The organism is Arthrobacter sp. MPF02 (genome assembly GCF_046605375.1).
Classification (GTDB): Bacteria; Actinomycetota; Actinomycetes; order Actinomycetales; family Micrococcaceae; genus Arthrobacter.
Map to the genome: position 1 here is coordinate 360,311 of NZ_CP176772.1, position 26,625 is coordinate 386,935.

Annotated in this window: 27 protein-coding genes; 16 read left to right on the forward strand and 11 right to left on the reverse strand. The window is 67.3% G+C overall.

Annotated elements, in window-relative coordinates; all coding sequences use genetic code 11:
• Position 1: 1 nt before the first annotated feature.
• On the reverse strand, positions 2–1,354 hold the full coding sequence (locus ACLH0K_RS01685) for a uracil-xanthine permease family protein (RefSeq protein ID WP_411375150.1): 1,353 nt from the start codon (positions 1,352–1,354) through the stop codon (positions 2–4).
• Between the two features lie 198 nt (positions 1,355–1,552).
• Between ACLH0K_RS01685 and ACLH0K_RS01690 the strand changes: the two genes are divergently transcribed.
• The gene (locus ACLH0K_RS01690) at positions 1,553–2,158 is read left to right on the forward strand and encodes a malonic semialdehyde reductase (protein ID WP_411375151.1); all 606 of its coding nucleotides are present in this window, start codon (positions 1,553–1,555) and stop codon (positions 2,156–2,158) included.
• A 130-nt stretch (positions 2,159–2,288) separates the two neighbouring features.
• A complete protein-coding gene (locus ACLH0K_RS01695; RefSeq protein WP_411376531.1) occupies positions 2,289–2,804 on the forward strand; it encodes a 2'-5' RNA ligase family protein in 516 nt (171 codons plus the stop codon).
• Here ACLH0K_RS01695 and pgm read toward each other — a convergent pair.
• Complete coding sequence (gene pgm / locus ACLH0K_RS01700; RefSeq protein WP_411375152.1) at positions 2,801–4,453, reverse strand: phosphoglucomutase (alpha-D-glucose-1,6-bisphosphate-dependent); 1,653 nt, start codon at positions 4,451–4,453, stop codon at positions 2,801–2,803. The genes ACLH0K_RS01695 and pgm overlap by 4 nt on opposite strands.
• Positions 4,454–4,701: 248 nt before the next feature.
• On the opposite strand from pgm, the gene ACLH0K_RS01705 reads away from it, so the two are divergent.
• A complete protein-coding gene (locus ACLH0K_RS01705; RefSeq protein ID WP_411375153.1) occupies positions 4,702–5,808 on the forward strand; it encodes a nuclease-related domain-containing protein in 1,107 nt (368 codons plus the stop codon).
• Here ACLH0K_RS01705 and ACLH0K_RS01710 read toward each other — a convergent pair.
• Entirely contained in the window at positions 5,768–6,679 is a 912-nt protein-coding gene (locus tag ACLH0K_RS01710; protein WP_411375154.1) for a LysR family transcriptional regulator ArgP, read from the reverse strand. The genes ACLH0K_RS01705 and ACLH0K_RS01710 overlap by 41 nt on opposite strands.
• Positions 6,680–6,773: 94 nt before the next feature.
• Between ACLH0K_RS01710 and ACLH0K_RS01715 the strand changes: the two genes are divergently transcribed.
• Both ACLH0K_RS01715 and ACLH0K_RS01720 read left to right on the forward strand, forming a co-directional pair.
• A complete protein-coding gene (locus ACLH0K_RS01715) occupies positions 6,774–7,346 on the forward strand; it encodes a LysE/ArgO family amino acid transporter (RefSeq protein WP_411376532.1) in 573 nt (190 codons plus the stop codon).
• Positions 7,347–7,403: 57 nt separating this feature from the next.
• Positions 7,404–7,943, forward strand: a complete 540-nt coding sequence (locus ACLH0K_RS01720; protein ID WP_411375155.1) for a DUF4190 domain-containing protein — start codon at positions 7,404–7,406, stop codon at positions 7,941–7,943.
• A gap of 94 nt (positions 7,944–8,037) precedes the next feature.
• On the opposite strand, the gene ACLH0K_RS01725 is transcribed toward ACLH0K_RS01720, so the two are convergent.
• The 4 genes from ACLH0K_RS01725 to ACLH0K_RS01740 form a co-directional block, all read right to left on the reverse strand.
• Positions 8,038–8,454, reverse strand: coding sequence for a lipopolysaccharide assembly LapA domain-containing protein (locus ACLH0K_RS01725; RefSeq protein ID WP_411375156.1), 417 nt, complete (start codon positions 8,452–8,454; stop codon positions 8,038–8,040).
• A 158-nt stretch (positions 8,455–8,612) separates the two neighbouring features.
• Complete coding sequence (locus ACLH0K_RS01730; protein ID WP_411375157.1) at positions 8,613–8,816, reverse strand: hypothetical protein; 204 nt, start codon at positions 8,814–8,816, stop codon at positions 8,613–8,615.
• A 98-nt stretch (positions 8,817–8,914) separates the two neighbouring features.
• Positions 8,915–9,142 (reverse strand): hypothetical protein, encoded by a 228-nt coding sequence (locus ACLH0K_RS01735; RefSeq protein ID WP_411375158.1) that lies wholly within the window; start codon positions 9,140–9,142, stop codon positions 8,915–8,917.
• A gap of 125 nt (positions 9,143–9,267) precedes the next feature.
• The gene (locus tag ACLH0K_RS01740) at positions 9,268–10,674 is read right to left on the reverse strand and encodes an amidase (RefSeq protein WP_411375159.1); all 1,407 of its coding nucleotides are present in this window, start codon (positions 10,672–10,674) and stop codon (positions 9,268–9,270) included.
• Positions 10,675–10,870: 196 nt separating this feature from the next.
• Here ACLH0K_RS01740 and ACLH0K_RS01745 point away from each other — a divergent pair, with 196 nt between their 5' ends.
• The 3 genes from ACLH0K_RS01745 (at position 10,871) to ACLH0K_RS01755 (ending at position 12,478) form a co-directional block, all read left to right on the forward strand.
• A complete protein-coding gene (locus ACLH0K_RS01745; RefSeq protein ID WP_411375160.1) occupies positions 10,871–11,197 on the forward strand; it encodes a rhodanese-like domain-containing protein in 327 nt (108 codons plus the stop codon).
• Positions 11,197–12,132: a prephenate dehydratase gene (gene pheA / locus ACLH0K_RS01750; protein WP_411375161.1), complete on the forward strand. Its 936-nt coding sequence runs from the start codon at positions 11,197–11,199 to the stop codon at positions 12,130–12,132. Before ACLH0K_RS01745 ends, pheA begins: the two co-directional genes overlap by 1 nt.
• A gap of 139 nt (positions 12,133–12,271) precedes the next feature.
• Positions 12,272–12,478: a hypothetical protein gene (locus tag ACLH0K_RS01755; RefSeq protein WP_411375162.1), complete on the forward strand. Its 207-nt coding sequence runs from the start codon at positions 12,272–12,274 to the stop codon at positions 12,476–12,478.
• 103 nt (positions 12,479–12,581) lie between these two features.
• Here the strand turns inward: ACLH0K_RS01755 and ACLH0K_RS01760 are convergent, their stop codons facing one another.
• Positions 12,582–13,637 carry a diacylglycerol/lipid kinase family protein gene (locus tag ACLH0K_RS01760; protein WP_411375163.1) on the reverse strand — a complete coding sequence of 352 codons (1,056 nt, stop codon included), beginning with the start codon at positions 13,635–13,637 and terminating at the stop codon, positions 12,582–12,584.
• A gap of 90 nt (positions 13,638–13,727) precedes the next feature.
• On the opposite strand from ACLH0K_RS01760, the gene serS reads away from it, so the two are divergent.
• From serS to ACLH0K_RS01775, 3 genes are all read left to right on the forward strand, one after another.
• Entirely contained in the window at positions 13,728–15,008 is a 1,281-nt protein-coding gene (gene serS / locus ACLH0K_RS01765; RefSeq protein ID WP_411375164.1) for a serine--tRNA ligase, read from the forward strand.
• 156 nt (positions 15,009–15,164) lie between these two features.
• Positions 15,165–16,016: an HAD family hydrolase gene (locus ACLH0K_RS01770; protein ID WP_411375165.1), complete on the forward strand. Its 852-nt coding sequence runs from the start codon at positions 15,165–15,167 to the stop codon at positions 16,014–16,016.
• An 84-nt stretch (positions 16,017–16,100) separates the two neighbouring features.
• Positions 16,101–16,685, forward strand: coding sequence for a histidine phosphatase family protein (locus ACLH0K_RS01775; RefSeq protein ID WP_411375166.1), 585 nt, complete (start codon positions 16,101–16,103; stop codon positions 16,683–16,685).
• A 47-nt stretch (positions 16,686–16,732) separates the two neighbouring features.
• Here ACLH0K_RS01775 and ACLH0K_RS01780 read toward each other — a convergent pair whose 3' ends face one another.
• Positions 16,733–17,332: a hypothetical protein gene (locus ACLH0K_RS01780; protein WP_411375167.1), complete on the reverse strand. Its 600-nt coding sequence runs from the start codon at positions 17,330–17,332 to the stop codon at positions 16,733–16,735.
• A 169-nt stretch (positions 17,333–17,501) separates the two neighbouring features.
• Between ACLH0K_RS01780 and ACLH0K_RS01785 the strand changes: the two genes are divergently transcribed.
• On the forward strand, positions 17,502–19,913 hold the full coding sequence (locus ACLH0K_RS01785; RefSeq protein WP_411375168.1) for a phosphoketolase: 2,412 nt from the start codon (positions 17,502–17,504) through the stop codon (positions 19,911–19,913).
• Between the two features lie 89 nt (positions 19,914–20,002).
• Here the strand turns inward: ACLH0K_RS01785 and ACLH0K_RS01790 are convergent, their stop codons facing one another.
• Together ACLH0K_RS01790 and ACLH0K_RS01795 are read right to left on the reverse strand one after the other, a co-directional pair.
• On the reverse strand, positions 20,003–21,289 hold the full coding sequence (locus tag ACLH0K_RS01790; protein ID WP_411375169.1) for a carboxylesterase family protein: 1,287 nt from the start codon (positions 21,287–21,289) through the stop codon (positions 20,003–20,005).
• Between the two features lie 204 nt (positions 21,290–21,493).
• Positions 21,494–21,982: an inorganic diphosphatase gene (locus ACLH0K_RS01795; RefSeq protein ID WP_411375170.1), complete on the reverse strand. Its 489-nt coding sequence runs from the start codon at positions 21,980–21,982 to the stop codon at positions 21,494–21,496.
• Positions 21,983–22,138: 156 nt separating this feature from the next.
• On the opposite strand from ACLH0K_RS01795, the gene dacB reads away from it, so the two are divergent.
• The 4 genes from dacB (at position 22,139) to hpt (ending at position 26,624) form a co-directional block, all read left to right on the forward strand.
• Positions 22,139–23,647: a D-alanyl-D-alanine carboxypeptidase/D-alanyl-D-alanine-endopeptidase gene (gene dacB, locus ACLH0K_RS01800; protein WP_411375171.1), complete on the forward strand. Its 1,509-nt coding sequence runs from the start codon at positions 22,139–22,141 to the stop codon at positions 23,645–23,647.
• Positions 23,648–23,747: 100 nt separating this feature from the next.
• Positions 23,748–24,863, forward strand: a complete 1,116-nt coding sequence (locus ACLH0K_RS01805) for a zinc-dependent metalloprotease (protein WP_411375172.1) — start codon at positions 23,748–23,750, stop codon at positions 24,861–24,863.
• A gap of 123 nt (positions 24,864–24,986) precedes the next feature.
• A complete protein-coding gene (tilS, locus tag ACLH0K_RS01810; RefSeq protein WP_411376533.1) occupies positions 24,987–26,042 on the forward strand; it encodes a tRNA lysidine(34) synthetase TilS in 1,056 nt (351 codons plus the stop codon).
• 30 nt (positions 26,043–26,072) lie between these two features.
• Positions 26,073–26,624, forward strand: a complete 552-nt coding sequence (gene hpt / locus ACLH0K_RS01815; protein WP_411375173.1) for a hypoxanthine phosphoribosyltransferase — start codon at positions 26,073–26,075, stop codon at positions 26,622–26,624.
• Position 26,625: the final 1 nt, after the last annotated feature.

Consider the following 26,625-nt stretch of genomic DNA (forward strand, 5'->3'; position numbering starts at 1 on the left):
GCTAGCGCTTCTTCGGGGTGCGTTTTGCCGCTGCGTTCATGGCCGCCTTGGCCGCCGGCGGCAGGCCGGCCTGCTCGGTTTCGGGCTCTGCCACCGTTCCCCGGGCCTTGGCGATGGCCGCCATGCCGTGGTAGATCACCAGGGCGGCGGCTGAACCCAGGGCGATGCCGGTGAAGGTCAGCTCCCCGATGGTCCAGGTGTAATCCGCGATGCCGATGATCAGCGCCACGGCGGCCGTGGTCAGGTTGACCGGGTTGGAGAAGTTCACCTTGTTCTGCACCCAGATCTTCACGCCGAGAATGCCGATCATGCCGTACAGCATGGTGGCCGCACCGCCCAGCACGCCCGGCGGGACGGTGGCGATGAGTTCGCCAAACTTGGGGGAGAAGCTGAGCAGGATGGCGAAGATCCCCGCCACCCAGTAGGCCGCCGTCGAATAGACCTTGGTGGCCGCCATGACGCCGATGTTCTCCGCGTAGGTGGTGGTGCCCGAGCCGCCGCCGGCACCGGCCAGCACCGTTGCGGCGCCGTCAGCCATCAGCGCGCGTCCGGAGACGCCGTCGAGGTTCTGGCCGGTCATGGCCGCCACGGACTTCACGTGGCCGATGTTCTCCGCCACCAGCACCAGCACCACGGGTACGAACAGGCCCAGGACACCGATGTGGAACTCGGGGGTCTGGAACTGGGGCATCCCCACCCAGGCCGCGGCGTCCATCTTGTCGTAGCTGACCTCGCCGCGGAGCATGGCCACCAGGTAGCCCGCCACCACGCCCACCAGGATGCTGAGCCGGCCCAGGATCCCGCGGAACAGGACACTGGTCAGGATGATGGTGGCAAGGGTGACGACGGCGGTGACGGGCGCGGCGTCGAAGTTCTGCTTGGCGGCGGGGGCAAGGTTAAGGCCGATCAGGGCCACGATGGCGCCGGTGACGATGGGCGGCATGAGCCGGTTGATCCACTCGGCGCCGAACTTCTGCACGATGGCGCCCACCAGGGCCAGCGTGGCACCGGCCAGGACCACGCCGCCCAGGGCACCCGGCACGCCGAACTGCTGCTGGGAGGCCATGATGGGGGCAATGAACGCGAAGCTGGAGCCAAGGTAGCTGGGCACCCGGCCCTTGGTGATCACCAGGAACAGCAGGGTGCCGATGCCGGAGAAGAACGGCGTGGTGGCGGGCGGCATGCCGGTGATGATGGGCACCAGGAAGGTGGCGCCGAACATGGCCACCACGTGCTGCATGCCCACGCCGATGGTCAGCGGCCACGCCAGCCGCTCATCGGGTGCCACCACATGGCCGGGCTTGATGGACTTGCCGGTGCCGTGCAGCTTCCACTTGATTCCGAGCATGCTCATGGCGGAGGCCTTTCAAAGGGGGGGGATGCCGCGAAGGGCGAAGACGGGTTGCCACCAGAATACCGCCCAGCGTTTGCCGGACTGCTGTGGCCAACGTCACCGCGCTCACGGGAAGAGGGCAGGGGTGATTGAAGTTGCAAGTATTGACAGCGAAGAGGCCGCCCCGGCTGGCGGGGAGGCGCAGCGAAAGGTAAGCCAATGACCATTGCCCATGAAGAAGCGGTTATCGACCCGGCCGCCGTCGACGCCATCTTTGCCCAGGCCCGCACGGCCAACTCCTTCACCGGCGAGGTGACCGAGGAGCAGGCGCAGGCCATCTACGAACTTACGAAGTTCGGCCCCACCGCCTTCAACTCCCAGCCCCTGCGCGTCACGTACGTCCGCTCCGACGAGGCCCGCGCCAAGCTCGTGGACGCCCTGATGCCGGGCAACCGCGCCAAGACCGCCTCCGCACCGCTAGTGGCCATCCTCAGCTACGACACCGACTGGGCGGGCCAGTGGGACAACTTCCTCCCCGGCTACAATGCCCCCAAGGCGATGTACGACGCGAACCCGGAGCTGGCCGCTGCCACAGGCAACAACAACGCCCACCTTCAGGCCGGGTACTTCATCCTGGCCGTCCGGTCCCTCGGTTTCGCTGCCGGCCCGATGACCGGCGCCGACTTCGGCGCCATCGACGAGGCCTTCTTCCCGGCCGGCGACCAGAAGAGCTTCCTGGTGGTCAACATCGGCCGGCCCGGTGAGGACGCCTGGCGCGACGCCAAGCCGAAGTTCGCCTACGAGGACGTCGTCCGCACCGTCTAACCCCGTCGGCGGTCAAACCTGACGAAACCTTGATGCCCTATCACTTTTGGTCCTCATGCACCCGGAATGGGGACCAAAAGTGATAGGGCATCGCATCTAAGGGCGGCAGTGGGAGACTGGGCCTATGCCGATGCGGAACCTCATCTTTGTGGCGTTCGTCGAAACTGTGGCCGACGGCGCGGTTTTCTTGCGCATGGACTGGCCGCTGCACATCACGCTGGTGAGGTTCGACGCCGGAAGCCGGGACGGTGCCGACCCCACCGAACGGGTCACCCACCTCGCCGAAGGCCCGGCTGAAGCCGCCCTGGGTGCACACCTGTTGGTGGGGGAGGACGCAGCGTTCGGCCGCGATGGGTCCGTGGCCGTCAGCCTGGTGAAACCCAACAAAACGCTGCAGGCACTGCACGAGGCGCTGGTTGAGGCAGTGACGGCGGTGGACGGCAGGATCCTCACGCCGCGGCACACGATGTCCGGCTACCGCCCGCACGTCTCCCACCACGCCACCCGGGAAGGGACCGTCAAGCGGCTGAACCCGGGAGACGCCGTCGTGCTTGACCGCATTGCCCTGGTGGACATGGCGCCGGACGGTGACCGCACCATCCGGCGCGTCCTCCGGCTCTGGAGCCGGATAGCGGAAGCCGGCTAGGCGATCACGCCGTCCACCAGTGCTTTCGCCTCGGCCTGAACCTGCTTGAGGTGCTCTTCGCCCTTGAAAGACTCGGCGTAGATCTTGTACACGTCCTCGGTGCCGGAGGGACGGGCGGCAAACCAGGCGTTCTCCGTGACCACCTTGAGGCCGCCGATGGCCGCGCCGTTGCCGGGCGCCTCGGTGAGCTTCGCCGTGATCTCCTCGCCGGCCAGCGATGTTGCAGTGACGTCCGCGGCAGAGAGCTTGCCCAGCTTCGCCTTCTGCTCGCGCGTGGCTGCGGCGTCGATGCGTGCGTAGACGGGAGCACCGAACTGGTCCGTCAGCCCCTTGTACAGCTGGGAAGGGGACTTGCCCGTGACCGCGGTGATTTCAGAAGCCAGCAGGGCCAGGAGGATGCCGTCCTTGTCGGTGGTCCAGACGCTGCCGTCCAACTTGTTAAAGGAAGCGCCCGCGGATTCCTCGCCGCCGAACGCGCCCTCGCCGGAGAGCAGGCCGGGCACGAACCATTTGAAGCCCACGGGCACCTCCACGAGTTTGCGGCCCAGGCTCTGCGCTACCCGGTCGATGATGGAGGAAGAGACCAGGGTCTTGCCCACCACGGATTCGGGGTTCCAGCCGCTGCGGTTCCGGTACAGGTAGTCGATGGCCACGGCGAGGTAGTGGTTGGGGTTCATCAGGCCGCCGTCCGGGGTGACGATGCCGTGCCGGTCGGCGTCGGCGTCGTTGCCGGTGGCCACGTCAAAGGCGGACCCGCCGTCGGACATCCGCTTGATCAGCGACGCCATGGCCGACGGCGACGAGCAGTCCATCCGGATTTTTTCGTCCCAGTCCAGGGTCATGAAGGCCCACTGCGGATCGATGGTGGGGTTCACCACCGTGAGGTTCAGCTGGTGGCGTTCGCCGATCTCGCCCCAGTAGTCCACGGCGGCCCCGCCCATGGGATCAGCACCGATCCGGACACCGGCCTCGCGGATGGCGTCCAGGTTGAGGACGGCCGGAAGGTCGTCCACGTAGCTGCTGAGGAAGTCGAACTTGCCGGTGGTGTCTGCGGCCAGCGCATCGGCCAACTGCACCCGCTTGACGCCGCGGAGGCCGTTCTCGAGCAGCTCATTGGCGCGGTTGGCGATCCAGCCGGTGGCGTCGGAATCGGCCGGTCCGCCGTGCGGGGGGTTGTACTTGAAGCCGCCGTCCGCCGGCGGGTTGTGGCTGGGGGTGACCACGATGCCGTCAGCCTGGGGCGCGCCCGGGCCGGCGTTGCGGTTGTACGTGAGGATGGCGTGACTCAGGGCCGGGGTGGGGGTGTAGCCGTGGCGGGCGTCAATCAGGACCTGAACGCCGTTGGCCGCGAGCACCTCAAGCGCGGAATTCTGGGCCGGCTCGCTCAGGGCGTGGGTGTCCTTGGCCAGGAACAGCGGTCCGGTGACGCCCTGCGCAGCCCGGTACTCCACGATGGCCTGGGTGATGGCCACAATGTGCTTTTCGTTGAAGGACGCCTTGAGGCTGGAACCGCGGTGCCCGGATGTACCGAACACGACGCGCTGGCCCGGATCACCGAGGTCCGGAGTGATGTCGTAGTACGCGTCAAGGAGCGCAGTGATGTCAACAAGGTCCTGGGGTAGGGCAACTGTGCCCGCGCGGCTAGCCATGGCACCAGCATGCCAGAACCTGGCAGCAGTCCAAACGACCCCCGCCCGCAACCCGTCCCTGTGACGGGGCCGCGTCATCAAAACAGGCCGGAACCAAGTACCGCACCTGAGTACCAGCGCGGAAAGTACTTATATACCGGCCCTTGCGCCCGCTGTTACTTTCGAGGAATCCGGAGAAACATCCGCAGGCAAAGCACGACGGCGGCCTGCGCCGCCGTTGTTTCAGGCAGGGAAGCAGGGGAGCAGCCATGGGGGCAGGAGACGGAGCAGCCGAGCAGTCCAGGCTGGCCGCTGAAAGGGTTGCACGGCTTAAGCGCCAGCTGGACCAAACCGAGCGTTCCACAAGGGCGTGGGACGCGGGGGCTGCCGGCGCGCGCACCGTGGCGGACAAGCTCAGCGAACTGGTTCCGCGGGGCTGGTATGTGCTGCACGACGTGCACTGGCCGGGCCGGCCCAAGGCCAATCTCGACCATGTGCTCGTGGGCCCCGGCGGCATCGTGGTGGTGGACGCCAAGAACTGGACCGGCGAGGTGCGGGTGTCGTCCGGTGTGCTGTGGCAGGGGCGCTACGCGCGCACCCAGGCGGTGGAGGGCGCGCTGGCACAGTGCGCCGCCGTGGCGTCAGTGATGGCGCCGCCGTACCGCCGCCTGGTCCGGCCGCTGATCTGCATGGCCGGGCAGCCCGACCTCTTCGGTGTCACCAGCTCGGACGTTGCTGTTGCCGGTGCGGACCGTGTGGTGGGTGCCGTGGAGTCCCTGCCGGCCGTCCTGGACCAGCAGGCCGTGGTGGATATTTACGAATTCCTCGGCCAGGAGCTCACGCATGAGCAGGAGCCCGGGATTACGGCCTTCCGCAATGTCCCGGCAGGGACTGTTGTCCGGCCCGCCGGAGGGCTGCCACCCGGAGGTCTTCCCGCAGAAGATGCCCGGGTGAAAGATATAGCGGCCCAAGAGGCGGCGCAGGCGAAAGATGCCGGAGCCGAAGTTCGGGCGTCTGAAAAAGCCAGGCCTGACGGTGCCGGCCCTGAAGAGACCGGGCTTGAAGAGGCCGGGGCTGAAGGGGCCCAAACTGGCGGGACCGGGACTTCGAACGCCCGGACCCAACGTACGGTTGCGCCGGAAGGCCGCCGCACCGGAAGCCCAACCGGAGCCCACCGGGGGTCGAGGAACCGTGGCGGAAGCACGCCCCGGCATCCGGCAGCACGGCACCTTTCAGGGGCACGGCACGCGGGCGGGGCCCGGCACGGCCGGTCCGCCAAGGCCCAACATCCCGGGGCAACCAGCGCAGGACGCCTGGCACTGCTGGCCGCCTTCGTTATCTTCGCGGTGTACGTTCTGCCATGCTGGACGCAGTAGGTACACGCAGCCCTCCGCGGCTTGCATTCCGGACGGCGGCGCTGATCCGGTGAAGCCGTTCTGAATCGAGCGTCCAGGACTGCCAGTACAGCGGGACATCTTCGTGCATGTCCTCCTCCAGCAACACCAGGGAACCCATGGCCAATTCCTCACAAAGCTGCAGTTCCGGGAGCATGCCCCAGCCCAGCCCCGCCCTGATGGCGGCCAGGAACCCTTCCGACGAGGGGACCGTATGCGTGGGCGGGGACTGCTCCACCCCTTTGGCCGCGAGCAGTTCCCGCTGGAGAATGTCTTTCGCGTTGAACTTCAGCACCGGCATGCCTTCCCAATCCACGCCGTTCCGGCCTGCGAAGCGCCGGTGAAGTGCCGCGGAGGCCACGGGGATGTAGCGCATATGGCCCAGCAGCTCCACACGGCAGCCGTTCACCGGGACGGGATTGGAGGTCACCGCGCCCATCACGTCCCCCTGCCGCAAGAGCTGGCTGCTAAAGCCCTGGTCCTCGATGTGCAGGTCCAGCATGGTGTCCGTCCACCCTGCAGCAACAGCCAGGACCGGGACGAACCAGGTAGCAAGCGAGTCCGCGTTGACGGCCACCGGCATGACGGCGCGGGAAGCGGCGCCGCTGCCGAGCGCCGCTGCGGCTTCTGCTTCGAGGACCTGCACCTGGCGTGCCATGCGGAGCAGCACCATGCCGGCGTCCGTGGCGGCACAAGGCACCCGGCGCCGGACCAGGACCTGGCCGGTTGAGGCCTCCAGTGCCTTGATCCGCTGGCTGACGGCCGACGGTGTGAGCCGCAGGAGGTCTGCGGCGGCCTCAAAGGTCCCTTCGTCGATGACCGCCGCGAGGGCGCGCAGGTGTTCGAAGTTCATAAAGGAATTCTAATTCTTCCTAAGAATCAATCGTTTGTCTTCATCCTCGTCCTTCCGTACCGTCGGTAGCATGTGGATTACGGGGATGACCGGCATGCTGTCCGGACTGGCACTCATTGTGGCTATCGGCGCGCAGAACGCTTTTGTGCTGCGGCAGGGCATCCGCCGGGAACACATCGGAGCAGTGGTTGCCGTATGCATGGCGGGAGATGCCGCCCTGATTCTCGGCGGGACCGCCGGTATCGGCGCGCTGGTCACCCGGTTTCCCGAGGTCCTGCAGGTACTGCGTTGGGGCGGCGCCGCCTATCTCGCCTGGTTTGCGGCAAGGTCGTTCCTGGCTGCAGCCAGGCCGTCCGGACTTGCCCAGGGCGCACCGAGGTCTAAAGGCTCGGTGATTGCCGGCGCTGCCGCCCTGACCTTCCTCAATCCCCATGTCTACCTCGACACCGTGGTCCTCCTGGGCAGCCTCGCCAACCAGCAGGGGCAGGACCTGCGGTGGGTTTTCGCCGGCGGCGCCGTTGCCGGAAGCGTGCTCTGGTTTTCGGCCCTGGGGTATGGTGCCCGCGCCTTGGCAGATGTCCTGGCCAGCCCCCGGACCTGGCGCCTGGTGGACCTGGCCATTGGTGTCATCATGCTCGGCCTGGCGGTCAAGCTCATCCTGCAGTGACGGGCGCCAAATCCACGGCAGGCGCTAGGCTGGACCTAAAATTCCAGGGGGAAAACCATGACCGACCAGCCTTCCCAGCGCCCTGATCCGCAGTGGCCTGGTTCCGCCAGGAACCATGACTCCGCACCTGGTGTGCCGCCGTCGGGCTATGAACCGCCCCGCTTCGTGCCGCCCTACGGCTCCGGAACGCCCGCGCCCCCTTACGGCCAGGACGCACACAGCCGGGAAGACGGGCCCGGCAACCAGTACAGCCAGTTCGGGCAGCACCAGGCCTATGGACAGCAGCCGCCCTACGGCCAGCCGTACAGTCCTTATGGGCAACAGGCCTATTATGGTGCGCCGGCGCACCATAAGACCCTCAGCATCGCCAGCATGGTCTGCGGCATCGCGTCCGTGATCATGGGCTGGCTGATGCTGCCGCAGATCGCGGCGGTCATCACGGGACACATGGCGCTTCGGCGCGAGCCGTCCGGGAGGGGCATGTCCATCACCGGCCTGGTCCTGGGGTATTTGTGCGTGCTCGGCTACGGGGCGTTCTGGCTCCTGCTCATCATCGGGCTTGCCTACGCCGGCTCCACTTCCAGCTACACCTTTTAACTAACCCCGGATGCCCTGTCACTTCTGGTTCCTAACACCTCATGTTAGGGACCAGAAGTGACAGGGCATTGTGGTGGGCAGCCCCCGGTACGCGCTAGCGGCGCTGCCCTGCCCGTGCCCGGTGCGCGTTCCTGCGCAGCTGCAGGATCCGGGCGCCGCCCGCCGCGGCCACCAGGACCCCGCCCGTGACGCTGGCAATGAACAATGCCATCCCCAGCGGGACGGCACCTTCGAGGCCCAGGAACTTCACCAGGACAAGCTCCTGGTTCTGCAGGATGAAGATGATCAGCAGGATGAGCAGCACCAGCGCAGCCACAACGGCGGCCCAGATGACGCCCGTCCGGGTGACCTGCCGCTCCCCGGCGCCGCCCGCAGCGGGGCCCGGCGCGGGTGCGCCGGCCGAGTAGGAGGGTGCGTTGCTGTAGCGGTCCGCCGCCTGGCCGGCCGGGGGTGTTCCGGCTCCAGGCTCCTGCCGCCCGTCGGATCCAGGCGTGTGCTGTCCAGCGCTCATGGTCATCCCCTTCCGCAAATGCTAAGCATGCTTACCACTCCACCCTAGCGCCGGGATTTGCAACAGCACAACCAAGCAAGGGCCGATGGCGAGCTGCAGTTGCCAGACAAGGCGGAAGGGCCTCCTGCGGAAGGCCCTTCCAGAAACCCTGACCCGGGTCACACCCTCTCCTTGCTCCGTTCAGCCGAAGGGGTGCGGGGCGTTGGCGTCCGGCGCCAGCCCGGGAAAGCCCAGAACGTGTAGTCCTGTCCCTTGACGCGTGGTTCCGAAGTTTCCGCCGGGGTTTCCTGCTCGGCTTCAGGCTTGCGTTCGGCTTCCTTCTTGTAGCCCCACCCGAAGTCCTTGCTGTATCCGTAGCACATCACAGACCTCCTTAAGTGACTGCCCTTTAATCGTCCTCCTGTTCGGTCGGGGAGTCGATATGCCCGGGCAGATTGCGTGGCTTCGTCCGAGGGTGCTGTCACCGCGAGCCAGCCACCGATTCGGCCTCCTGCGGGCCGTGGAAGTCACACGGGCCCTGGTGGCGGAGCGGAAGGAGGCAAGTCCTGCCGGTGGGAAGATGCACCAGGGCACAGCGCCCCGCCTGGGCCACGTCCTCCCGGACATTCGGATTGCTCACGTCCGGCCGGGAACCCCCGCCATCGATAAGGGCTTCGCCGGAGGCGGCGGTGGGATATTCAGCGTTCATTAGGGCAACTCCTCGTTGAGCATTAGCCGGGTGGAAGATGCAAAGGGTGACGCCTTTAAGAGTCTGCGCCGGCCCGGTTACAGGAGGGTTAAACGCGCGTTAGGAACTGGTCAACACGCCCCCGGCTAGAAGCCCAGCTGGTGCGCCACCTGCAGCAGCAGGGGCTCTGAACCGGACGGCCCCACCAGCTGGATTCCCATCGGCAGGCCGCTGCCCGCGGCTCCGCCGGTCCAATACACCGGGACGGTGATTGCCGGCAGCCCGCACACGTTGACCAGTGAGGACCACGGCGCGAACTCGCATTGTTTCCGATAGTCGCCGTCGGCGTCGCCCGGCCATTGCGCGGCAGGCCAGAGGCCGTCTCCATGGCCGGTGCCGGTGAACCAGCCCACCGGCCGCGGCGTTTGGGCCAGGGCGGGCATCAGCATCAGGTCCCACTGCCCGTACTGCGTCACCGTGTCCTGCTGGAACTGCCGCAGGAACGCCAGTGATTCAGCCAGTTTCGCGGCGCTGCGTTGCTGTGCGCGGCGCCGGAAGGTCCGGGTCAACGGGGCCAGCAGCGGCTCGCGCTGCGGGCTGATCCTGGCGGTGCCCACGCCGGCGGTCCAGGCCGTGGTGAACGCCTCCGGGTACCGGTTGTCGTAGCGGACGGCTGCCTCGGCGACGGAATGGCCGGCGTGCTCCAAAAGGTTCCTGCCGGTTTCCAGGGCATCCAGGGCTTCCTGCTCCGGCGTGAACGGAAAGGTGCCGGACCAGGGGCTGTCGAGCGTGAGCCCGATCCGCAGCGGGCGCGGCTCCCGGCCAAGGTCCTGCAGATAGCTCCCTTCCGGAACCATGGCGTCCATCAACAGCGCGGCATCGGCGGCGCTGCGCGCCAGGGGACCGGGGACCACCAGCCTGGCGGGATCACCCTGGCTTTCCCCGGCGGGCACCACGCCCCGCCCCGGCTTGAGCCCGACCAGCCCGCAGGCCGCCGCCGGGATCCGTACTGATCCGCCGCCGTCGGACCCGGGCGCGAAGGGGAGCATCCCCGCCGCCACTGCGGCGGCGCTGCCTCCTGAAGAGCCGCCGGAGCTCCTGCTGGGAGCGTGCGGATTGCGCGACGGCGGCGCGATGCGGTTTTCGCTGTAAGCCGTCAGTCCGAATTCAGGCACCTGCGTTTTTCCGAGCGTGACAGCCCCGGCTTCGCGGAGTGCGGCCACTAACGGTGAGTCCGCAGGGGCGGGTTTGTGGTCAAGGGCGGCGCTGCCGTGGGTCGTCACCACGCCTGCCACGTCCGTAAGGTCCTTGAAGGCTAAGGGCATGCCGTGCAGGAGGGGGAGCTGGTCCGCTGACGCCCGCGCCCGCCGGGCGTCCGCCGCCCGCGCCCCGGCCAGGGCCTGGTCCGCCGTCACGGTAACAAAGGCACCCAGCAGGGGATTGAGCTGTCCGATCCGCGCAAGGAAGTGGCGTGTCACAGCAAGAGCGGACACATCGCCCTGACGCAGGCAGTCCCGCAGCTCCACTGCGGAAAGTTCGTGGAGCTCAGCCACGGTGCTTCTGCTTCCCGGGCTCCTGGCCTGTGCCGGATTGGACGGCCGGGACGGCGGGCTGCGCTGCGGGCAAGGGATCTCCGTCAGTGTTGTGGAAGCTTCGCTGTCTTAGAAGCGTACCCCGGACGCCCGGACCTCCCCTTGAAGGAAGTACTAGGCTTAAAGGTGACTTCCCTCCGCCACGACAGGATTTCCCATGAGTGATTTCGATACCGTTCCCGTCCGCGACGTCCCAGACGACGCCGTCATCCTGGACGTCCGGGAGGACTACGAGTGGGTGGCCGGGCACGCCGAAGGCGCAGTGCATATCCCCATGGACCAGATTCCGGCCCGGCTCGAGGACCTGGATCCGGACGAGGACCTCTACATCATCTGCAGGACCGGCGGCCGCTCCTTCCGTGTGGCGCAATGGCTCACCGGCCAGGGCTACACGGCCATCAACGTGGCCGGCGGCATGGACCAGTGGCTCGAACTCGGCAAACCCCTCGTCTCGGACAACGGGCTCAAGCCGATCGTTCTTTGATGCCCGCCCGCTTCCTCACGTACGCGTTCCTTGGCCCGGAGGGAACCTTCACCGAAGCCGCGCTGATGCAGGTGCCGGACGCCGGTGAGGCTACCCGGATCCCGGCGTCCAACGTCAACGCCGCCCTGGAGCTGGTGCGGGCAGAGGCTGCCGACGCCGCCATGGTCCCCATCGAGAACTCCGTGGAGGGCGGTGTGACTGCCACCCTTGACGCCATCGCCGTCGGGCAGGAACTGCGGATTGTCCGGGAAGTCCTGGTGCCCATCAGCTTCGTGCTGGTTGCGCGGCCGGGTGTGCAGCCGGGTGAAGTGCGGAAAGTTTCCACACACGGTCATGCATGGGCGCAGTGCCGGGTGTGGATGGACCGGAACATCCCCAATGCGGAGTACGTGCCGGGATCTTCCACTGCGGCGGCGGCCCTGGGGCTGCTTGAGGAGGACTGTCATTATGACGCCGCGATCTGCGCCCCGCTGGTGGCCCGGGAGCACCCCGGTCTCCCGGTCCTTGCCGGGAACATCGGGGACAACCCCGGTGCGGTCACCCGCTTCATCCTGGTCAGCAAGCCCGGCCGGCTGCCGGAGCGGACGGGCGCGGACAAGACCACAGTGGTGGTCCCGCTTCCCCAGGACCGGCCCGGCGCGCTGATGGAGATCCTGGACCAGTTCGCCAGCCGCGGCGTGAACCTCAGCCGGATTGAATCCCGGCCCACCGGACAATACCTTGGCCACTACTTCTTCAGCATCGACGCCGACGGGCACGTGCGGGATGCCCGGGTGGCCGACGCCCTGGCCGGCCTGCACCGCATCAGCCCGGGCACGCGCTTCCTGGGCTCATACCCAAGGGCGGACCGGCTGGAATCGGCCGTGGAAGCGCATACGTCCGACCAGGCATTTGCGGCAGCAAAGGCTTGGGTGGGCGCCATCCTGCGGCCTTGACCTACCGGAAGGGAAAGCGCTTCCGCCGCTTCGCCCACAGCGTAGGCAAATGCCCTTCCGGGTACTTCCCGGGGGTGTGGACAGTGCATATGCTTACTTGATCCATATGGGGGATGGCCCCTAACGAAGGGAGCGGGTCATGACTGCCAGCAGCAGCGACAACGACGGCCAGGGGATGATCGTCAACCCCAGGCCCACCGCCGACAACCAGGACTGGGACGGCGACGAGGCAGACCGTGCTGACCGCCTGCGCTTCGAAGAGGAACAGGCGATGATCCGCGAGCAGTCCGAGGCCCGGGCTGCCGCAAAGGCAGCAGCCCAGGCTGCCAAAAAAGCCAACACCTGACCGGCCGCACCCCCGCTCCGACCTCCGCCGCGTACGCAACCCCAGCCCTACCTAACCGACTGCACCGGAACCGGCGCACCTAGCCGGGCTGCCGGCGTCGTGCCTAAATCCCGCCCTTGACCCTGACCAGCAGCGACCGGGGATCCACCTGGACGGTAAGCCTGGTGGCCTCGCCCGACGTGTCGCCGTCGAGCTGCGTGGGCATCGGCTCCGGGCACTTGATGATTACCCGTCCTGACCTGTACACGGTCATGATGGGCAGCTTTCCGCTGTGCTTGAAGAGGACCTTCACGTACATCAGCAGCCAGCCCAGGGCGCTGCGCGGACTCATCACCACCACGTCCAGCATGCCGTCGTCGATCATGGCTTGCGGAATGAAGTCGATCCCGCCGGGAACCAGGCCGCAGTTGGCGAAAAGCACGCTGCGGATGTTCCTTACCTGCTCCGGGCTTCCGTCCAGCGAGATGGAGATCTTTTTGCGCCGGCCGGGCAGGTGCCGCATCCCGGCTTCGGTGTAGGCGAGCCAGCCCACGGCCTTTTTCAGGCCGGCGTTGGTGTCCGCCAGCACCTCCGCGTCCATGCCGATTCCCGCAATCACCAGGAAGACGTGCTCGGAGGAATGCCCGGTCCGCGAATTGTGGATCCCCATCCGGGCGGTATCGATGAAGCGTTGCCGGCCGAACAGCGCCGTCTGGACATTGCCTTGGAGATCGTTGACGTCCAGCTCCAGGTTCCGCGCCAGCAGGTTGCCCGTTCCCAGCGGGATAAGGCCCATCGCCACCCCGGTGTGCGCGAGGGACTCCGCCGCCACCCGGACGGTACCGTCGCCGCCGCCCACCAGGACGACGTCGGGCCTGGTTGCCAAAGCGGCCTGCATCTGGGAAAAGCCGGGATCCTCGAGTGTGGTTTCGAAGAATGCCGGTGCGTCCCAGCCTGCGGCCAGGCAGGTGCGCCGGATGGTCTCTTTCGCCTCCTGGGCTCGTGCCTTGACGGGATTCAGGATGACTGCCACGCGCTGCTCCGCGAGCCCGGATTCGTGCGCATCTTCGGCCACCGCGCTCCGCACGTGCAGGGCTTTGAGTTTGCGCACGCCCCACCAGCTGGAGATGGCGAAGGCAAGCGCCACCCCGATCAGCACGTAGAGAATCCAGTCGCTCATGGTGCTTCCACAGTAGCCCGGCGGAAGCCGCGCCATCCCGGCGCGCCCCTGCCGCCCGCCGTCGTGCCGTGTTTTGGATACCCTTGTCTGGTGATCGACGTAAAAGACCTCAGCGAAAACCCGGACAAGTACCGCGCCAGCCAGCGCGCCCGCGGCGCGGACGAATCAGTGGTGGACGCGATCGTCGCTGCCGATTCCGCCCGCCGCGCTGCACTGATCCGCTTTGAGAACCTGCGCGCGGAGCAGAACGCGTTCGGCAAGAAGGTGGCGCAGGCCAAGGGCGAGGAGAAGCAGGCCCTGCTGGCAGAGGTCAAGGAGCTGGCGAACTCGGTGAAGGCAGCTTCGGCGGAAGCCGACGCCGCGCAGACCAAGCAGGAAGAACTGCTGCGCACCATCCCCAACCTCATCGAGGAAGGCGTCCCGGAAGGCGGCGAGGACGACTATGTTGTGATCAAGACCGTCGGCACGCCGCGCGAATTTCCCGACTTCGAGCCCCGCGACCACCTGGAAATTGGTGAGCTGATCGGCGCGATCGACATGGAACGCGGCGCCAAGGTTTCCGGCGCGCGCTTCTACTTCCTCCGCGGCGTAGGTGCCCGGCTGGAGATGGCGCTGCTGCAGATGGCCATGGACCAGGCCATCGAGGCCGGCTTCATCCCGATGATCACGCCCACCCTGGTGCGCCCCGAGACGATGCAGGGGACAGGGTTCGACGTGAAGCACGACGCCGAGATCTACCGCCTTGCCGAGGACGACCTTTACCTGGTGGGAACCTCGGAGGTTTCCCTGGCCGGCTACCACGCAGACGAGATCCTCGACTTCTCCGCCGGCCCCATCCGCTACGCCGGCCAGAGCTCCTGCTACCGCCGAGAGGCCGGATCGCACGGCAAGGACACCCGCGGCATCATCCGCGTGCACCAGTTCAACAAGGTGGAAATGTTCATCTACACCACCGTTGAGGAAGCCGCCGCGGAGCACCAGCGGCTGCTGGCGTGGGAAGAGGAAATGCTGGCCAAGTGCGAGCTGCCCTACCGCGTCATTGACACCGCAGCCGGGGACCTGGGCACCTCCGCCGCCCGGAAGTTCGACTGCGAGGCATGGGTTCCCACCCAGGGCGCCTACCGTGAACTCACCTCCACCTCGAATTGCACCACCTTCCAGGCCCGCCGCCTGAACATCCGTGAACGCGTGGTCAACGCAGAAGGCGCGGCCAAGGGCACCCGGTCCGTGGCCACCCTGAACGGCACCCTGGCTACCACCCGCTGGATAGTGGCCCTCCTGGAGCACCACCAGAACGCCGACGGGTCCGTCAATGTGCCCAAGGCGCTGCAGAAGTACCTGGGCGGCCTTGAGGTCCTGCCGGTTCTGTAGCGTTCCTGCTCCCCGGCTTGTCCGCGGATTAGGGCCTTCACGGCCCTGGTCCGCGGACGGGCCAGGTCCGGGCGCCATCCAAGTATTAACGCAGCGTTCGCTAAATTTGTGGCGCGTGTCCTAGCGAAGGTTAGTTACGTCTGGTTCACTGTGTGGATGACAACGCTGATTGAAACCTCAGTCGCCGGCAACGATGACCGGCGAGACAACAACAACGGCCGGCAACTCATGATCGCCCTGGACGTGGACGGCACGCTGGTGGACCACGACGGCCACATGTCCCCGAACGTCCGGGAAGCCGCGCAGGCCGTGGTCGCCGCCGGGCACGAGGTGATTATCGCCACCGGTAGGTCCCTCAACGCCACCCTTCCCATCATCGAAAAGATCGGCATCGAGCGCGGCTACGCGGTTTGTTGCAACGGTGGTGTGACCCTGCGCCTGCACCCGGACCTGGACAACGGCTACGAGGTGATGCACAAGGCCACGTTCGATCCTGCGCCTGCCCTGCGCGCACTGCGCGAGCGCCTCCCTTCCGCCAAGTACGCGCTGGAGGACGCCGACGGCAACTTCCTGTCCACCGAACGCTTCCAGGACGCGAGCTTCGGCGTCGAGGCTGTAGGCGTGGATTTCAACACCATGCTCGAGGCCACGGCGGTCCGCGTGGTGGTGTTCAGTGCCGAGAACACGCCGGAGGAATTCAACGAGGCAATCGAACACGTGGGCCTCGCCGGTGTGACCTACTCGGTTGGATGGACGGCATGGCTGGATATCGCCGCTGCCGGAGTCACCAAGGCCAGCGCCCTGGAAAACCTGCGCCTCCAGCTGGGCATCGACCCGGACCTCACCGTGGCTATCGGCGACGGCCGCAATGACATCGAGATGCTGGGCTGGGCCGGCCGCGGTGTGGCCATGGGCCAGGCGCCGGAGGAAGTCGTTGCCGCCGCTGACGAGGTCACCCGTTCAGTGTGCGACGACGGCGCTGCCCACGTCCTGCGCAGCCTCCTCTAAGCCTGCGCCGGATGCCCAGGTCCAGCTGGACCGGAACGCGGCTCCGGTCCGGACCCGGCCCGCAGTCAAGGCAGAATAGAAGACATGACCCTTACGACGTTCGCCCTCGTCCGCCATGGCCAGACCGACTGGAACGCCGAGCGCCGGCTGCAGGGATCCACTGACATCCCGCTGAACGACGTCGGCCGCGGCCAGGCGCGTGACGCCGTCGCCGTCCTTGCCCCGTACCAGTGGGACGCGATCGTCTCCTCGCCGCTGAGCCGCGCAGCTGAAACGGCGGACATCATCGCCGAAGGCCTCGGGCTTACCGTGTCCAGGCGGGTCCCGGAACTCACTGAGCGGAGCTTCGGCCCTGCCGAAGGCATGCAGGCCGGCCCCGAGCTGGATGCCCTGCGCGAACCGGGCGGGTTCAAGGGCGCCGAAAGCGAGGATGAGGCAGCAACCCGCGGACTTGCTGCCCTGGAGGCGCTCGCCGAGGAGTTTTCCGGTCAGCGGCTCCTGGTGGTCACGCACGGCACGTTGCTCCGCGTCAGCCTCAGCCGGGCCATCGGTGAGACGCTCACCAGCGTAAACAACGCCGTCCTCAACCTCGCGCACCACCACGCGATCGACGGGTGGCAGCTGGAATACTTCAACGGCGAACCGGTCCTGGCAGCGACCGGCAGCTAAGCATTGTAAGAGATTGAACGTCCGACGGCGGCCGGCGGCTTAGCCGGTCAGCGCGCCTCGAGGATCAGCGCCAGCAGCCGGGCCGCCGCGGGCCGCGCGGCATGTTCCTCGTTCCACTGCGCCCGGGCTACTGCCTTGCTGACGGCCTGCGTGGTGATTCCGAGTTCCTGGGCCACGGCTTTCTGTTGCCCGCGCACCCCTGGGGTCAACAGGTCGAGGACGCGCCATTCGGCGCCGGAGCGGTCCCGGACAATGTGGCCGAGCAGCCTGAGCACCGCCTCGGCCTCCTGGGCAACGTCCGCCAGCGGACCTTCAACGGCCACGGGCACCCTGTCCTTGCTGCTTCGGAGGCGGTCCACGGCCCGCCGCGCGTACACCAGACCGTGCCCGGAGGCGTCCTTGATCTGATTGGGCAGCGGCTCGTTCACCGGGCCAACGCCAATCCCCACGTACCAGTAGCCACTGCGGAGCGCGATCAGTGCCGCGTCCACAGCCTGGTGCGGAACGTCCACGATGCCCTGCACCTCATCCTCGACGGAGCGGTCGAAGTCCAGGCGCGCGGGGATGTGCCGCAGGTCCTTGAGCAGCTGCGGAACCCGGTCACCGTCGCGCCGGCTGTCCGTCTGGTTGATGGTCAGCGTGAACATTCTGGGTACACACTACCCGGAAGTAGGAAACCCGGAACCGGGATGTTACGGCTGGCCAGCGCCACATTTCCTTGGAGCGGATGCTCCCGGTGGTTGCCTGCGCCCCGCCTATCTGTTGCGATGGAGGGATGGCCCGCCAAGAGGCGGTGCACCCGACGTGAGGATGGTTATGGCCGGCAGCACTGGGCAGGAAGAAACACCGCGGGAAGGGACAGCGCAGGAGGAACTCGACCTTGTGGACCGCTGGTGGCGGGCCGCCAACTACCTCTCGGTGGGCCAGATCTACCTCCGCTCCAACCCCCTGCTGCGTGAACCGCTGCAGCCGGAGCACACCAAGTCCAGGTTGCTGGGCCACTGGGGCACAACGCCCGGGTTGAACTTCGTTTACGCCCACCTGAACCGCGTTATCCGCCGCGACTCCGCCGAGATGCTCTTTGTTGCGGGACCCGGCCATGGCGGTCCCGCCGTCGTCGCCAACGCCTGGCTGGAAGGCACCTACTCGGAGATTTACTCCCACGTGGGGAACGACGCCGACGGGATGGCCGAGCTGTTCCGCCAGTTCTCCTATCCGGGCGGCATCCCCAGCCACGCCGCCCCGGAAAGTCCCGGTTCCATCAGCGAGGGCGGTGAACTCGGGTACTCACTGGCTCACGCCTACGGCTCAGTGTTCGACAACCCGCAGCTGGTGACCGCCGTCGTGATCGGCGACGGCGAGGCGGAAACCGGGCCGCTGGCCGCCAGCTGGCACTCCCACAACTTCCTGGACCCGGCCACCGACGGTGCCGTGCTGCCCATCCTGCACCTCAACGGTTACAAGATCGCCAACCCCACGGTCCTGGCGCGGATGCCGGAGACGCAGCTGGAACAACTGCTGCGGGGCTACGGGCATGAGCCTTACTTTGTCACGGTGGACGATCCCGACGCCGCGGAGAAGGCGCACCGGGATTTCGCCGAGGCGCTGGACCGCTGCCTGGCGGACATCCGCGCCATCCAGGACGGGCACCGGGTACCAGGCGGGACCACCGAGGGAGAGGCGGAGGCGCCGCGCTGGCCGATGATCGTGCTGCGGTCGCCGAAGGGCTGGACCGGGCCCCGCATCGTGGATGGCCTCCAGGTGGAGGGAACCTGGCGCAGCCACCAGGTTCCGCTGTCCGGGGTCCGCACCAACGGCGAGCACCTGAGGCAGCTGGAGGGGTGGCTGCGGTCCTACCGTCCGGAGGAACTGTTCGACGGCGACGGCCGGCTCCGGCCCGACGTCGCCGAAGCTGCCCCGACGGGGGACTTCCGGATGAGCGCCACCCCGCACGCAAACGGCGGCGTGCTGCGGCGGTCACTGAAGCTCCCTGCCTACCGGGACCACGCCGTGGAGGTATCCGCCCCGGGTACCGAGCGCGTCAGCCCCATGATCACGCTCGGCTCATGGATGCGGGACGTGGTGGCGCTGAACATGGAAAACTTCCGCCTCTTCGGCCCGGACGAGACCGCCTCCAACCGGCTGCAGAACGTCTACGAGGTAACGGACAAGGTGTGGCAGTACCGGATTGACGACGCCGACGAGCACCTGGCGCGGTCCGGCCGGGTGATGGAGGTGCTGAGTGAGCACCTGTGCCAGGGCTGGCTCGAGGGGTACCTGCTGACCGGGCGGCACGGCGTGTTCAGCTGCTACGAGGCGTTCATCCACATCGTCGACTCGATGTTCAACCAGCACGCCAAGTGGCTCAAGGTGCACCGCAAGCTTCCGTGGCGCCAGCCCGTCGCCTCGCTGAACTACGTGTTGTCCTCACACGTGTGGCAGCAGGACCACAACGGTTTCTCGCACCAGGACCCGGGTTTCATCGACCATGCGGTGAACAAGAAGGCGGAGGTCATCCGGGTGTACCTGCCGCCGGACGCCAACACCCTGCTGTCCGTCATGGAGCACTGCCTGGATTCCACGGACTACGTCAACATCGTGGTCAGCGGCAAGCAGCCCTCGCCCACCTGGCTGGGTCCTGCCGACGCAGCGAACCACTGCCGCCGGGGCCTGGGGATCTGGAACTTTGCCGGGTCGGAGGTCCCCGGCGAGGAGCCCGATGTCGTGCTTGCCTGCGCCGGCGACGTCCCCACGGTGGAAACCGTGGCCGCGGCGGAACTGCTGCGGGACGGCGCGCCGGGGCTCAAAGTCCGGGTGGTCAACGTGGTGGACCTGATGCGGCTGCAGGACGAAAGCGAGCATCCGCACGGTCTCCCCGCACGCGACTTCGACGGGATTTTCACCAGGGATAAGCCCATCATCTTCGCGTACCACGGCTACCCGTCGCTGATTCACCGGCTTGCCTACCGGCGCACCAACCAGGACGGCCTGCACGTGCGCGGCTACAAGGAGGAGGGCACCACCACCACGCCGTTCGACATGGCCATGCTCAACGGCATCGACAGGTTCCAGCTGGCCATTGACGCCATCGACCGCGTGCCCGGGCTGGCGGAAAAGCACGCCCTCCTGCGCCAGGACCTGCAGGACCGGCGGATGCGGGCCTTCGAGCATACGCGGACGGAGGGAGAGGACCCGGAGGAGATCCGGAACTGGCAGCTGGGCGGCTAGCTTGACCCCAACCCGCAGGAGTTTTTGGACATATACCGGGACTTCCAGGCTCCTTAAGTCCCGTTTCCTGTCCGAAAATTCTTCGGGAATCAGGCTGCTTGGTAGGTGAGGACGCCCGGAATGCCGCCCGTTTCGCCTAGTGAGTCTCCCCGTGCGAAAGCCGCCCAGAGGCTGCGGATCTGACGTCCGACGTCGTGCACTTCCTCCCATGGCGCCCCGGCGAGCAATCCGGCGCCGTCCCAGGTGCCGCGGTTGCCGAAGAGCAGCGGCAGGTCCACGGTGTGCGCGGCGCCGTAGATGTTCCCCGGGGCACTCCACTGCAGCACGTAGCTGTGCGCTTTGCCGCCTGCACGGGCATGGCGGCGCGCGAACTTCCGGGCTGCCTTGCCGTAAACGGTTTCGGTTACCACCCGGTCGACCACCCGAACTGCGGCACTCCCCGCCACCGGGACCCGGGCCAGCCGCATCAAGAACGGGCTCCGCGGGAGGAACAGCCGCGCCTCCTCCGACGTGTACCCGATCAGCACTTCGATGTCCGGGGCGGAGCGGTTCCACGCTGCCTCGACAGCGTGTTCCTCCGGCAATGGCGCGTGCCCGTACTGGGTCCCGAACGGCATGGCGGCCAGCAGCCCAAACTTGCGTGCCACCTGCGCCACCTGGCTTTCCAGCCCGACAACTTCCATGGCCGGCGTGTGTTCGGTGACCGCTTCGGCGGCGATTCCCATCGCGTGGTTCATCCGTGCCCGGCCGCGGGCGATACCCAGCGGCGCGCTTTGAATGATGGCCCGCTTGAAGAGCGACGGCGCCTCCGGCGTGGCCATCAGGTGTGCGATCGCGTCACCTCCGGCGGACTGCCCAAACGCTGTAACGGAGCCAGGGTCACCGCCGAAAGCCGCAATGTTGCGCCGGACCCACCGGAACGCCTCGAGTTGGTCAAGTAGCCCCAGGTTGGCCGGCCGCCCGTTCCGGGTTGCCAGGAACCCGAACAACCCCAGCCGGTACGTCACGGACACCACCACAACCCGGTTCTCTGCCACCAGGACGGCCGGGTCGAAGATCGCCAGGTCGCCGGAGCCGGTGGTGTAGGAACCGCCGTGGATCCAGACCATGACGGGCAGGCGCTCGCCGGGAGCAAGATCGGCGGGCATGGTAATTGACAGGTTCTGGCAGTCCTCGCTACCCGGCAGTTCACCGTAGCGGGTGCCCAGGACGTCGTCCAGGAATGGGACAGGACCCTGCGGACATGCCGGCGCCAGGGATGTGGCGGCAAGGGGCTCCGTCCAGTCAGGAACCGGGACGGGAAGCTGGAACCTTGACGCCCTGGCGTAGGGGATGCCGGTGGCACGAAGGACGTCCCCATCCCGCCATCCGGTCACGGGTCCGCACGGCGGATGATACGAAGGCTGCGAGTTCACCGATCCACACTTTCACATCTTCCCGCCAGAGTTTTTGGGCAGATATGGGGGGCTCCGGGGCCCGGAAGCCGCCATATCTGCCCAAAAACTCCTTGAACCACGACGGCGGGTGGCCGGCTTACAAAAGCCGGCCACCCGCCGTCGTCAGGATAGGGGAGTGGGGATTCAGTGGCCGGTGGGCACGTACCGCTTAATGGACGCTTCCAGTTCGGCTTCGGCGGCGGCGCGGTCCGCCCAGCCCTCGGCCTTGACCCACTTGCCCGGCTCGAGGTCCTTGTAGCGGGTGAAGAAGTGCTCAATCTCCTTGATCAGGAAGTCGTTGACGTCGCTGACTTCCTGGATGTGGTCGAAGCGCGGGTCGGCCGGCACGCAGAGGACCTTCGCGTCCCCGCCGCCGTCGTCCGTCATGTTGAAGACGCCGATGGGGCGGGCCTCGACGATGACGCCGGGGTGCAGGTCGAAGTCCTGCAGGAGGACCAGTGCGTCCAGCGGGTCACCGTCCTCACCAAGGGTGTTCTCGAAGTACCCGTAGTGGGTGGGGTACTGCATGGCGGTGAAGAGGACACGGTCCAGGCGGACGCGGCCGGTCTCGTGGTCAACTTCGTACTTGACGCGCGATCCCTTGGGAATCTCGATGGTCACGTCGTGCTTCATGGAATGCTCCTCGGCAATTGCAGGGGGTGCGCGGCACACATGACGGGCCCCACACAAAGGAGTGTCCGTGCCGCCGACTACTATTGAGAATATAGCGAGAGGCCCTGGAATCAGGAACTTGTGGGGATATTTCAGGACTTGAGGACCAGCACCAGCATGACCAAAACAACCGGCACGGACCCGTTGCCTGACCGTCTCCGCCGGGCTGTAGCCACAGGTCAGGCAGGGTTGCACCGGACCTGGCAGCATGCCGTGCTGACCGCCCTCCTGGTTGTCCTCCTCATCCCGGCGGCTCTGCTCGTTGCCCCCGGCTTCATCGGGCCCGAACCTCCGGCCCCGGCGCCACCGGTTCCCGCGTGGCAGCAGGCACCGGCCTCGCTTTCCGGAGGGCAAGGGCTTAGCGACTTGGACCCCTCCGCGGTGGTTCCGTCCCGGGAATCGGTCACGGCACAGGTGGAAGCGGTGTTGAAGGCCGACGGCGGCGGTACTTTCACGGGCATGGTCCAGGATGCGCTCACAGGCCAGGTCCTCTTCGACCGGGGCGGCGCGGAAGGCCGCGTGCCGGCGTCGAACCTCAAACTGCTGACCGCCGTCGCCGCCTTGCGCTCACTCGGCCCGAACCACCGCTTCCGCACGCAGGTGGCAGCGGGACCCGCTGCCGGGCAGGTGGTCCTGGCAGGCGGCGGGGACGTCCTGCTGGGGGCCGGCGAATCCGCGGACGGCCAGGTGATGGGCCACGCCGGGCTGGCCACTTTGGCGGCCCGGACAATCGAGGCGCTGCTGGCAAGCGGCGTCACCGGGGAGCTCAAGGTATTGCTGGATGACTCACTCTTCTCCGGGCCGCCCCTCAACCCGGCCTGGCAGGAAGGCGACGTTGCCGCCGGCGAGGTGGCGCCGCTGTTCCCGCTCGCAATGAACTCGGCGAGATTCAACGCCGCCGTGACTGCCGGGCCGCGCCCGCAGGATGCGGCGATGGCTGCGGCGGAGGAATTCGCCTTCCGGCTCCGGACAGCTGGTGCGGCCGCGGGACTCACCGTTGCGGCCGGCGTCGAGCGCTCACCGGGGGCGGCGCAGGCGGGAGGCGACGCGGACCGGACAGTGCTGGCGGAGGTGGAATCGGCCACGGTGGCCGAACAGGTGAACCTGATGCTGCAGGCCTCGGACAACTACCTGGCGGAAACGCTCGGGAGGATGGCTGCCGTGGCGGCAGGCGGGCCTGGCAGCAACGACGGCGCCACCGCAACCGTGCGTGCGCAGCTCAATGAAGCCGGCATCCCGGCAGACGCGATGACCCTTATTGATGTCTGCGGTCTGGCCATGGGCAACCAGGTCTCCGCACGCCAGTTCACGGAGGTGGTGCGGGCCATCACGTCAGGACCCGACCCTGCACTCCGCGAGGCGCTGGACGGCTTCCCGGTGGCCGGCCTGACCGGCACCCTGGACACGCGGTACGGGGACGGGTCCACCGAGGCAGGTGCCGGGTTGGTGCGGGCCAAGACGGGAACGTTGAATACGGTGCTGGCCCTGAGCGGATACGTGGTGGACGCGGACGGCAGGCTGCTGGTGTTCTCCTTCATCGGCAACGGGCTCACCCCGGGGGCGGCGGGCAACCGGACGGCTCTGGACAGGGCCGCGACGGCGCTCGCCGGCTGCGGCTGCCGGTGAAAGTTCCGGCCGGGAGTGGAGGCGGGCAGCACGCGCCCGCTGGTTCGCCGTTGAGCGAACTTAAAGACGATGCCCAGCCTGCTGTGTTCTGATGGGTGCTATGGAGTCCACCGCAGCCCAGTCCACCACTGCCCAGTCCCTGATCAACTGGGACCTTGCTGCCTCGGCTGCGGCCCGGCTGGCTCCCGCCGGACCGGTCCTCGAGGCGGCCGCCATCGGCGAAGCTGTGGACAGCCTCCGCCGGCTCGCGGACGCTTCCGTATCCCACGTGCACGAGATCACGGGGCTCGAAGCAGCCAGGGACCTCCGCGACTCCGCGGTGCTGGTGGTTGACCGGGCGTCCTGGGCCAAGGCCAACACCCAGAGCTTTGCCGTGATGCTCAAGCCTGCGATGGAGAAAATGCTCGAAAACCGCCGCGGCACCCTGAGCCCCGCCGCGGCCAGCGTCAGCGGCGCCATCACCGGCAGCCAGCTGGGCGCCGTCCTCGCGTTCCTGTCCAGCAAGGTCCTGGGCCAGTACGATCCGTTCGCCGCGCTGGCGGAAGGCTCCAATGCCCCGGCAGCGGGCCGGCTCCTGCTGGTGGCGCCGAACATCGTGTCCGTCGAACGCGAGCTGAACGTCACCCCGGAGGATTTCAGGCTGTGGGTGTGCCTGCACGAGCAGACCCACCGGGTGCAGTTCGCCGCCGCGCCCTGGCTGCGCCACCACATGCTGCAGCAGATCGACGAACTCAGCGTGCACCTGCTGGGCAACGTCGATTCCCTGATGGAACGGGCCACTGCTGCCGCCCGCTCCCTCAAGGACCGCACCGCCCCGGGCAACACGCCGGGCCGCGGCGCCATCCTGGACCTGCTGCAGGATCCGGAGGAAAAAGCAGCCATCTCGCACCTCACTGCGGTGATGAGCCTGCTCGAGGGCCACGCGAACGTGGTGATGGATGCCGTCGATGCCAGCATTGTCCCGTCCGTGAAGACCATCCGGCAGCGCTTCAACGACCGCGGCAAGGACCGCGGCGTGATCGAAAAGTTCATCCGCAACCTCCTGGGCCTCGACGCCAAGATGCGCCAGTACTCGGACGGCGCCCGGTTTGTCCGCGCCGTGGTGGATGTGGCCGGGATGGACGGCTTCAACCGGGTCTGGGAGTCGGCCGACCACCTGCCCACGGAGCCCGAAATCCACGACGCCAAGCTGTGGCTTGAGCGGATGGGGCTGTAATTGCCGCACGTCCCTGTCTCCGGCGTCCCCTCGCCGGAGGAGCCCGGCGCCAGGCCTGCCGTACGGAGCGGACGACGGCGGCCCGGCAGGCTGGCACCCGTCGTCGGCACCGCGCGCAAAAAGCTGGCGGACGCCCTTGCGCGGGCAGGTTACCCGCGGCATGTCCTGGTTGCCTGCAGCGGCGGGCCGGACTCCCTGGCGCTCGCCGCCATCGCTGCCTACTTTGCCCGGCGTGGCCATGTTGACGGCCACCCCGTCACGGTTGGCGCGGTGGTGGTTGACCACCAGCTGCAGCCGGGCTCCGGCCGCATCGCCGCGGACACCGCGGAAGTGCTGAAGGAACTGGGGCTCGAGCCCGTGGAAGTCCGGACCGTGACAGTCGCGGCCGCGGGCATGGGCCCGGAAGCGGCAGCCCGTGAAGCCCGGCACCAGGCCCTCGAAGCAGCCGCCGACGGCCAGGGCGCGGACGCCATCCTGCTGGGACACACTCTGGATGACCAGGCCGAACAGGTCCTGCTTGGCCTGGCCCGCGGCTCTGGAACACGTTCTTTGGCGGGGATGCGTCCGGCCCGCGGCATCCTGCTGCGGCCATTCCTGGAGCTTCGACGCGCGGACACGGAAGAAATCTGCGCCGTGGAGGAGCTGGATCCCTGGCACGACCCCACCAACAGCGATCCGGCATTCGCCCGCTCGCGCACCCGCGTGGAGGTCCTGCCGCACCTGGAGGAAAAACTGGGCCCCGGGGTGGCCGAGTCGCTCGCCCGCACGGCGTCCATCCTGCAGCTGGACGCCGACTACCTCGAGGATGTCGCCGAGAGCACCTATGCGTCCCTGGTTGAGCGGGAAGGGCCCGGGGCGGCGCTTCCCGAGGAAGCGTTGCGCACTCTCGCCCCCGCCATCAGGTTCCGCGTAATCGCCAAGGCAGCGGCCGCCGTCGGAGGCCAGCAGCCAAGCTACCAGCGCCTTCAGGCCGCTGAAGCGCTGCTGCGCCGGCAGGGGTCGGCGGGGCCGGTGGAACTTCCCGGCGGCGTCAGCGTGTACCGGCTGTCGCTCGCCCAGCTGGAAGGCGGGGAAGGCCCCTTGGCTCCGGGAACCCCGGACAGCGCGGATTCCGTTCCCCGCGAAGGGCCGCGCTGTGGGAAGCTAGTGTTCCGGCCTTCAAAAAAGCCCGCAAAATAGTCGCAGCACGTAATTACACAGGAGCCATTGGTGGATTCAAACGACGTCCAGGCAGACCTCAAGCACGTTCTCTACACCAAGGAACAGATCCAAGAGCGGATTAGCGAACTCGCTGCGGAAATTGACAGGGACTATGAGGGCCGCGAAATCCTCATCGTGGGCGTCCTCAAGGGTGCCGTGATGGTCATGGCGGACCTTGCGCGTGCGCTGCACAGCCATATCTCCATGGACTGGATGGCGGTGTCATCGTACGGCTCGGGCACCCAGTCCTCCGGCGTGGTACGCATCCTCAAGGACCTCGACACCGACCTCATGGGCAAGGATGTGCTGATCGTCGAGGACATCATCGATTCCGGGCTGACGCTGTCCTGGCTCAAGACCAACCTGGAATCCCGCGGCACCGCGTCGGTGGAAATCTGCACCGCGTTCCGCAAGCCCACGGCGGCCAAGGTAGAGATCGACGTTAAGTACGTGGGCTTCGATATCCCCAACGAGTTCGTGGTGGGCTACGGCCTGGACTACGCGGAAAAGTACCGCAACCTCGACTTCGTGGGCACCCTGGCCCCGCACGTCTACGAGTAGG

Coding starts and splice junctions, on each gene's coding strand:
- ACLH0K_RS01715 (WP_411376532.1), top strand. CDS start 6,774: ATGCTGTCCGGACTGGCACTCATTGTGGCTATCGGCGCGCAGAACGCT.
- ACLH0K_RS01735 (WP_411375158.1), bottom strand. CDS start 9,142: ATGAACGCTGAATATCCCACCGCCGCCTCCGGCGAAGCCCTTATCGAT.
- ACLH0K_RS01690 (WP_411375151.1), top strand. CDS start 1,553: ATGACCATTGCCCATGAAGAAGCGGTTATCGACCCGGCCGCCGTCGAC.
- ACLH0K_RS01720 (WP_411375155.1), top strand. CDS start 7,404: ATGACCGACCAGCCTTCCCAGCGCCCTGATCCGCAGTGGCCTGGTTCC.
- ACLH0K_RS01695 (WP_411376531.1), top strand. CDS start 2,289: ATGCGGAACCTCATCTTTGTGGCGTTCGTCGAAACTGTGGCCGACGGC.
- ACLH0K_RS01745 (WP_411375160.1), top strand. CDS start 10,871: ATGAGTGATTTCGATACCGTTCCCGTCCGCGACGTCCCAGACGACGCC.
- ACLH0K_RS01705 (WP_411375153.1), top strand. CDS start 4,702: ATGGGGGCAGGAGACGGAGCAGCCGAGCAGTCCAGGCTGGCCGCTGAA.
- ACLH0K_RS01725 (WP_411375156.1), bottom strand. CDS start 8,454: ATGAGCGCTGGACAGCACACGCCTGGATCCGACGGGCGGCAGGAGCCT.
- pgm (WP_411375152.1), bottom strand. CDS start 4,453: ATGGCTAGCCGCGCGGGCACAGTTGCCCTACCCCAGGACCTTGTTGAC.
- ACLH0K_RS01755 (WP_411375162.1), top strand. CDS start 12,272: ATGACTGCCAGCAGCAGCGACAACGACGGCCAGGGGATGATCGTCAAC.
- ACLH0K_RS01710 (WP_411375154.1), bottom strand. CDS start 6,679: ATGAACTTCGAACACCTGCGCGCCCTCGCGGCGGTCATCGACGAAGGG.
- ACLH0K_RS01730 (WP_411375157.1), bottom strand. CDS start 8,816: ATGTGCTACGGATACAGCAAGGACTTCGGGTGGGGCTACAAGAAGGAA.
- ACLH0K_RS01795 (WP_411375170.1), bottom strand. CDS start 21,982: ATGAAGCACGACGTGACCATCGAGATTCCCAAGGGATCGCGCGTCAAG.
- ACLH0K_RS01805 (WP_411375172.1), top strand. CDS start 23,748: ATGGAGTCCACCGCAGCCCAGTCCACCACTGCCCAGTCCCTGATCAAC.
- ACLH0K_RS01770 (WP_411375165.1), top strand. CDS start 15,165: ATGACAACGCTGATTGAAACCTCAGTCGCCGGCAACGATGACCGGCGA.
- ACLH0K_RS01780 (WP_411375167.1), bottom strand. CDS start 17,332: ATGTTCACGCTGACCATCAACCAGACGGACAGCCGGCGCGACGGTGAC.
- ACLH0K_RS01685 (WP_411375150.1), bottom strand. CDS start 1,354: ATGAGCATGCTCGGAATCAAGTGGAAGCTGCACGGCACCGGCAAGTCC.
- ACLH0K_RS01775 (WP_411375166.1), top strand. CDS start 16,101: ATGACCCTTACGACGTTCGCCCTCGTCCGCCATGGCCAGACCGACTGG.
- ACLH0K_RS01785 (WP_411375168.1), top strand. CDS start 17,502: ATGGCCGGCAGCACTGGGCAGGAAGAAACACCGCGGGAAGGGACAGCG.
- ACLH0K_RS01760 (WP_411375163.1), bottom strand. CDS start 13,637: ATGAGCGACTGGATTCTCTACGTGCTGATCGGGGTGGCGCTTGCCTTC.
- pheA (WP_411375161.1), top strand. CDS start 11,197: ATGCCCGCCCGCTTCCTCACGTACGCGTTCCTTGGCCCGGAGGGAACC.
- dacB (WP_411375171.1), top strand. CDS start 22,139: ATGACCAAAACAACCGGCACGGACCCGTTGCCTGACCGTCTCCGCCGG.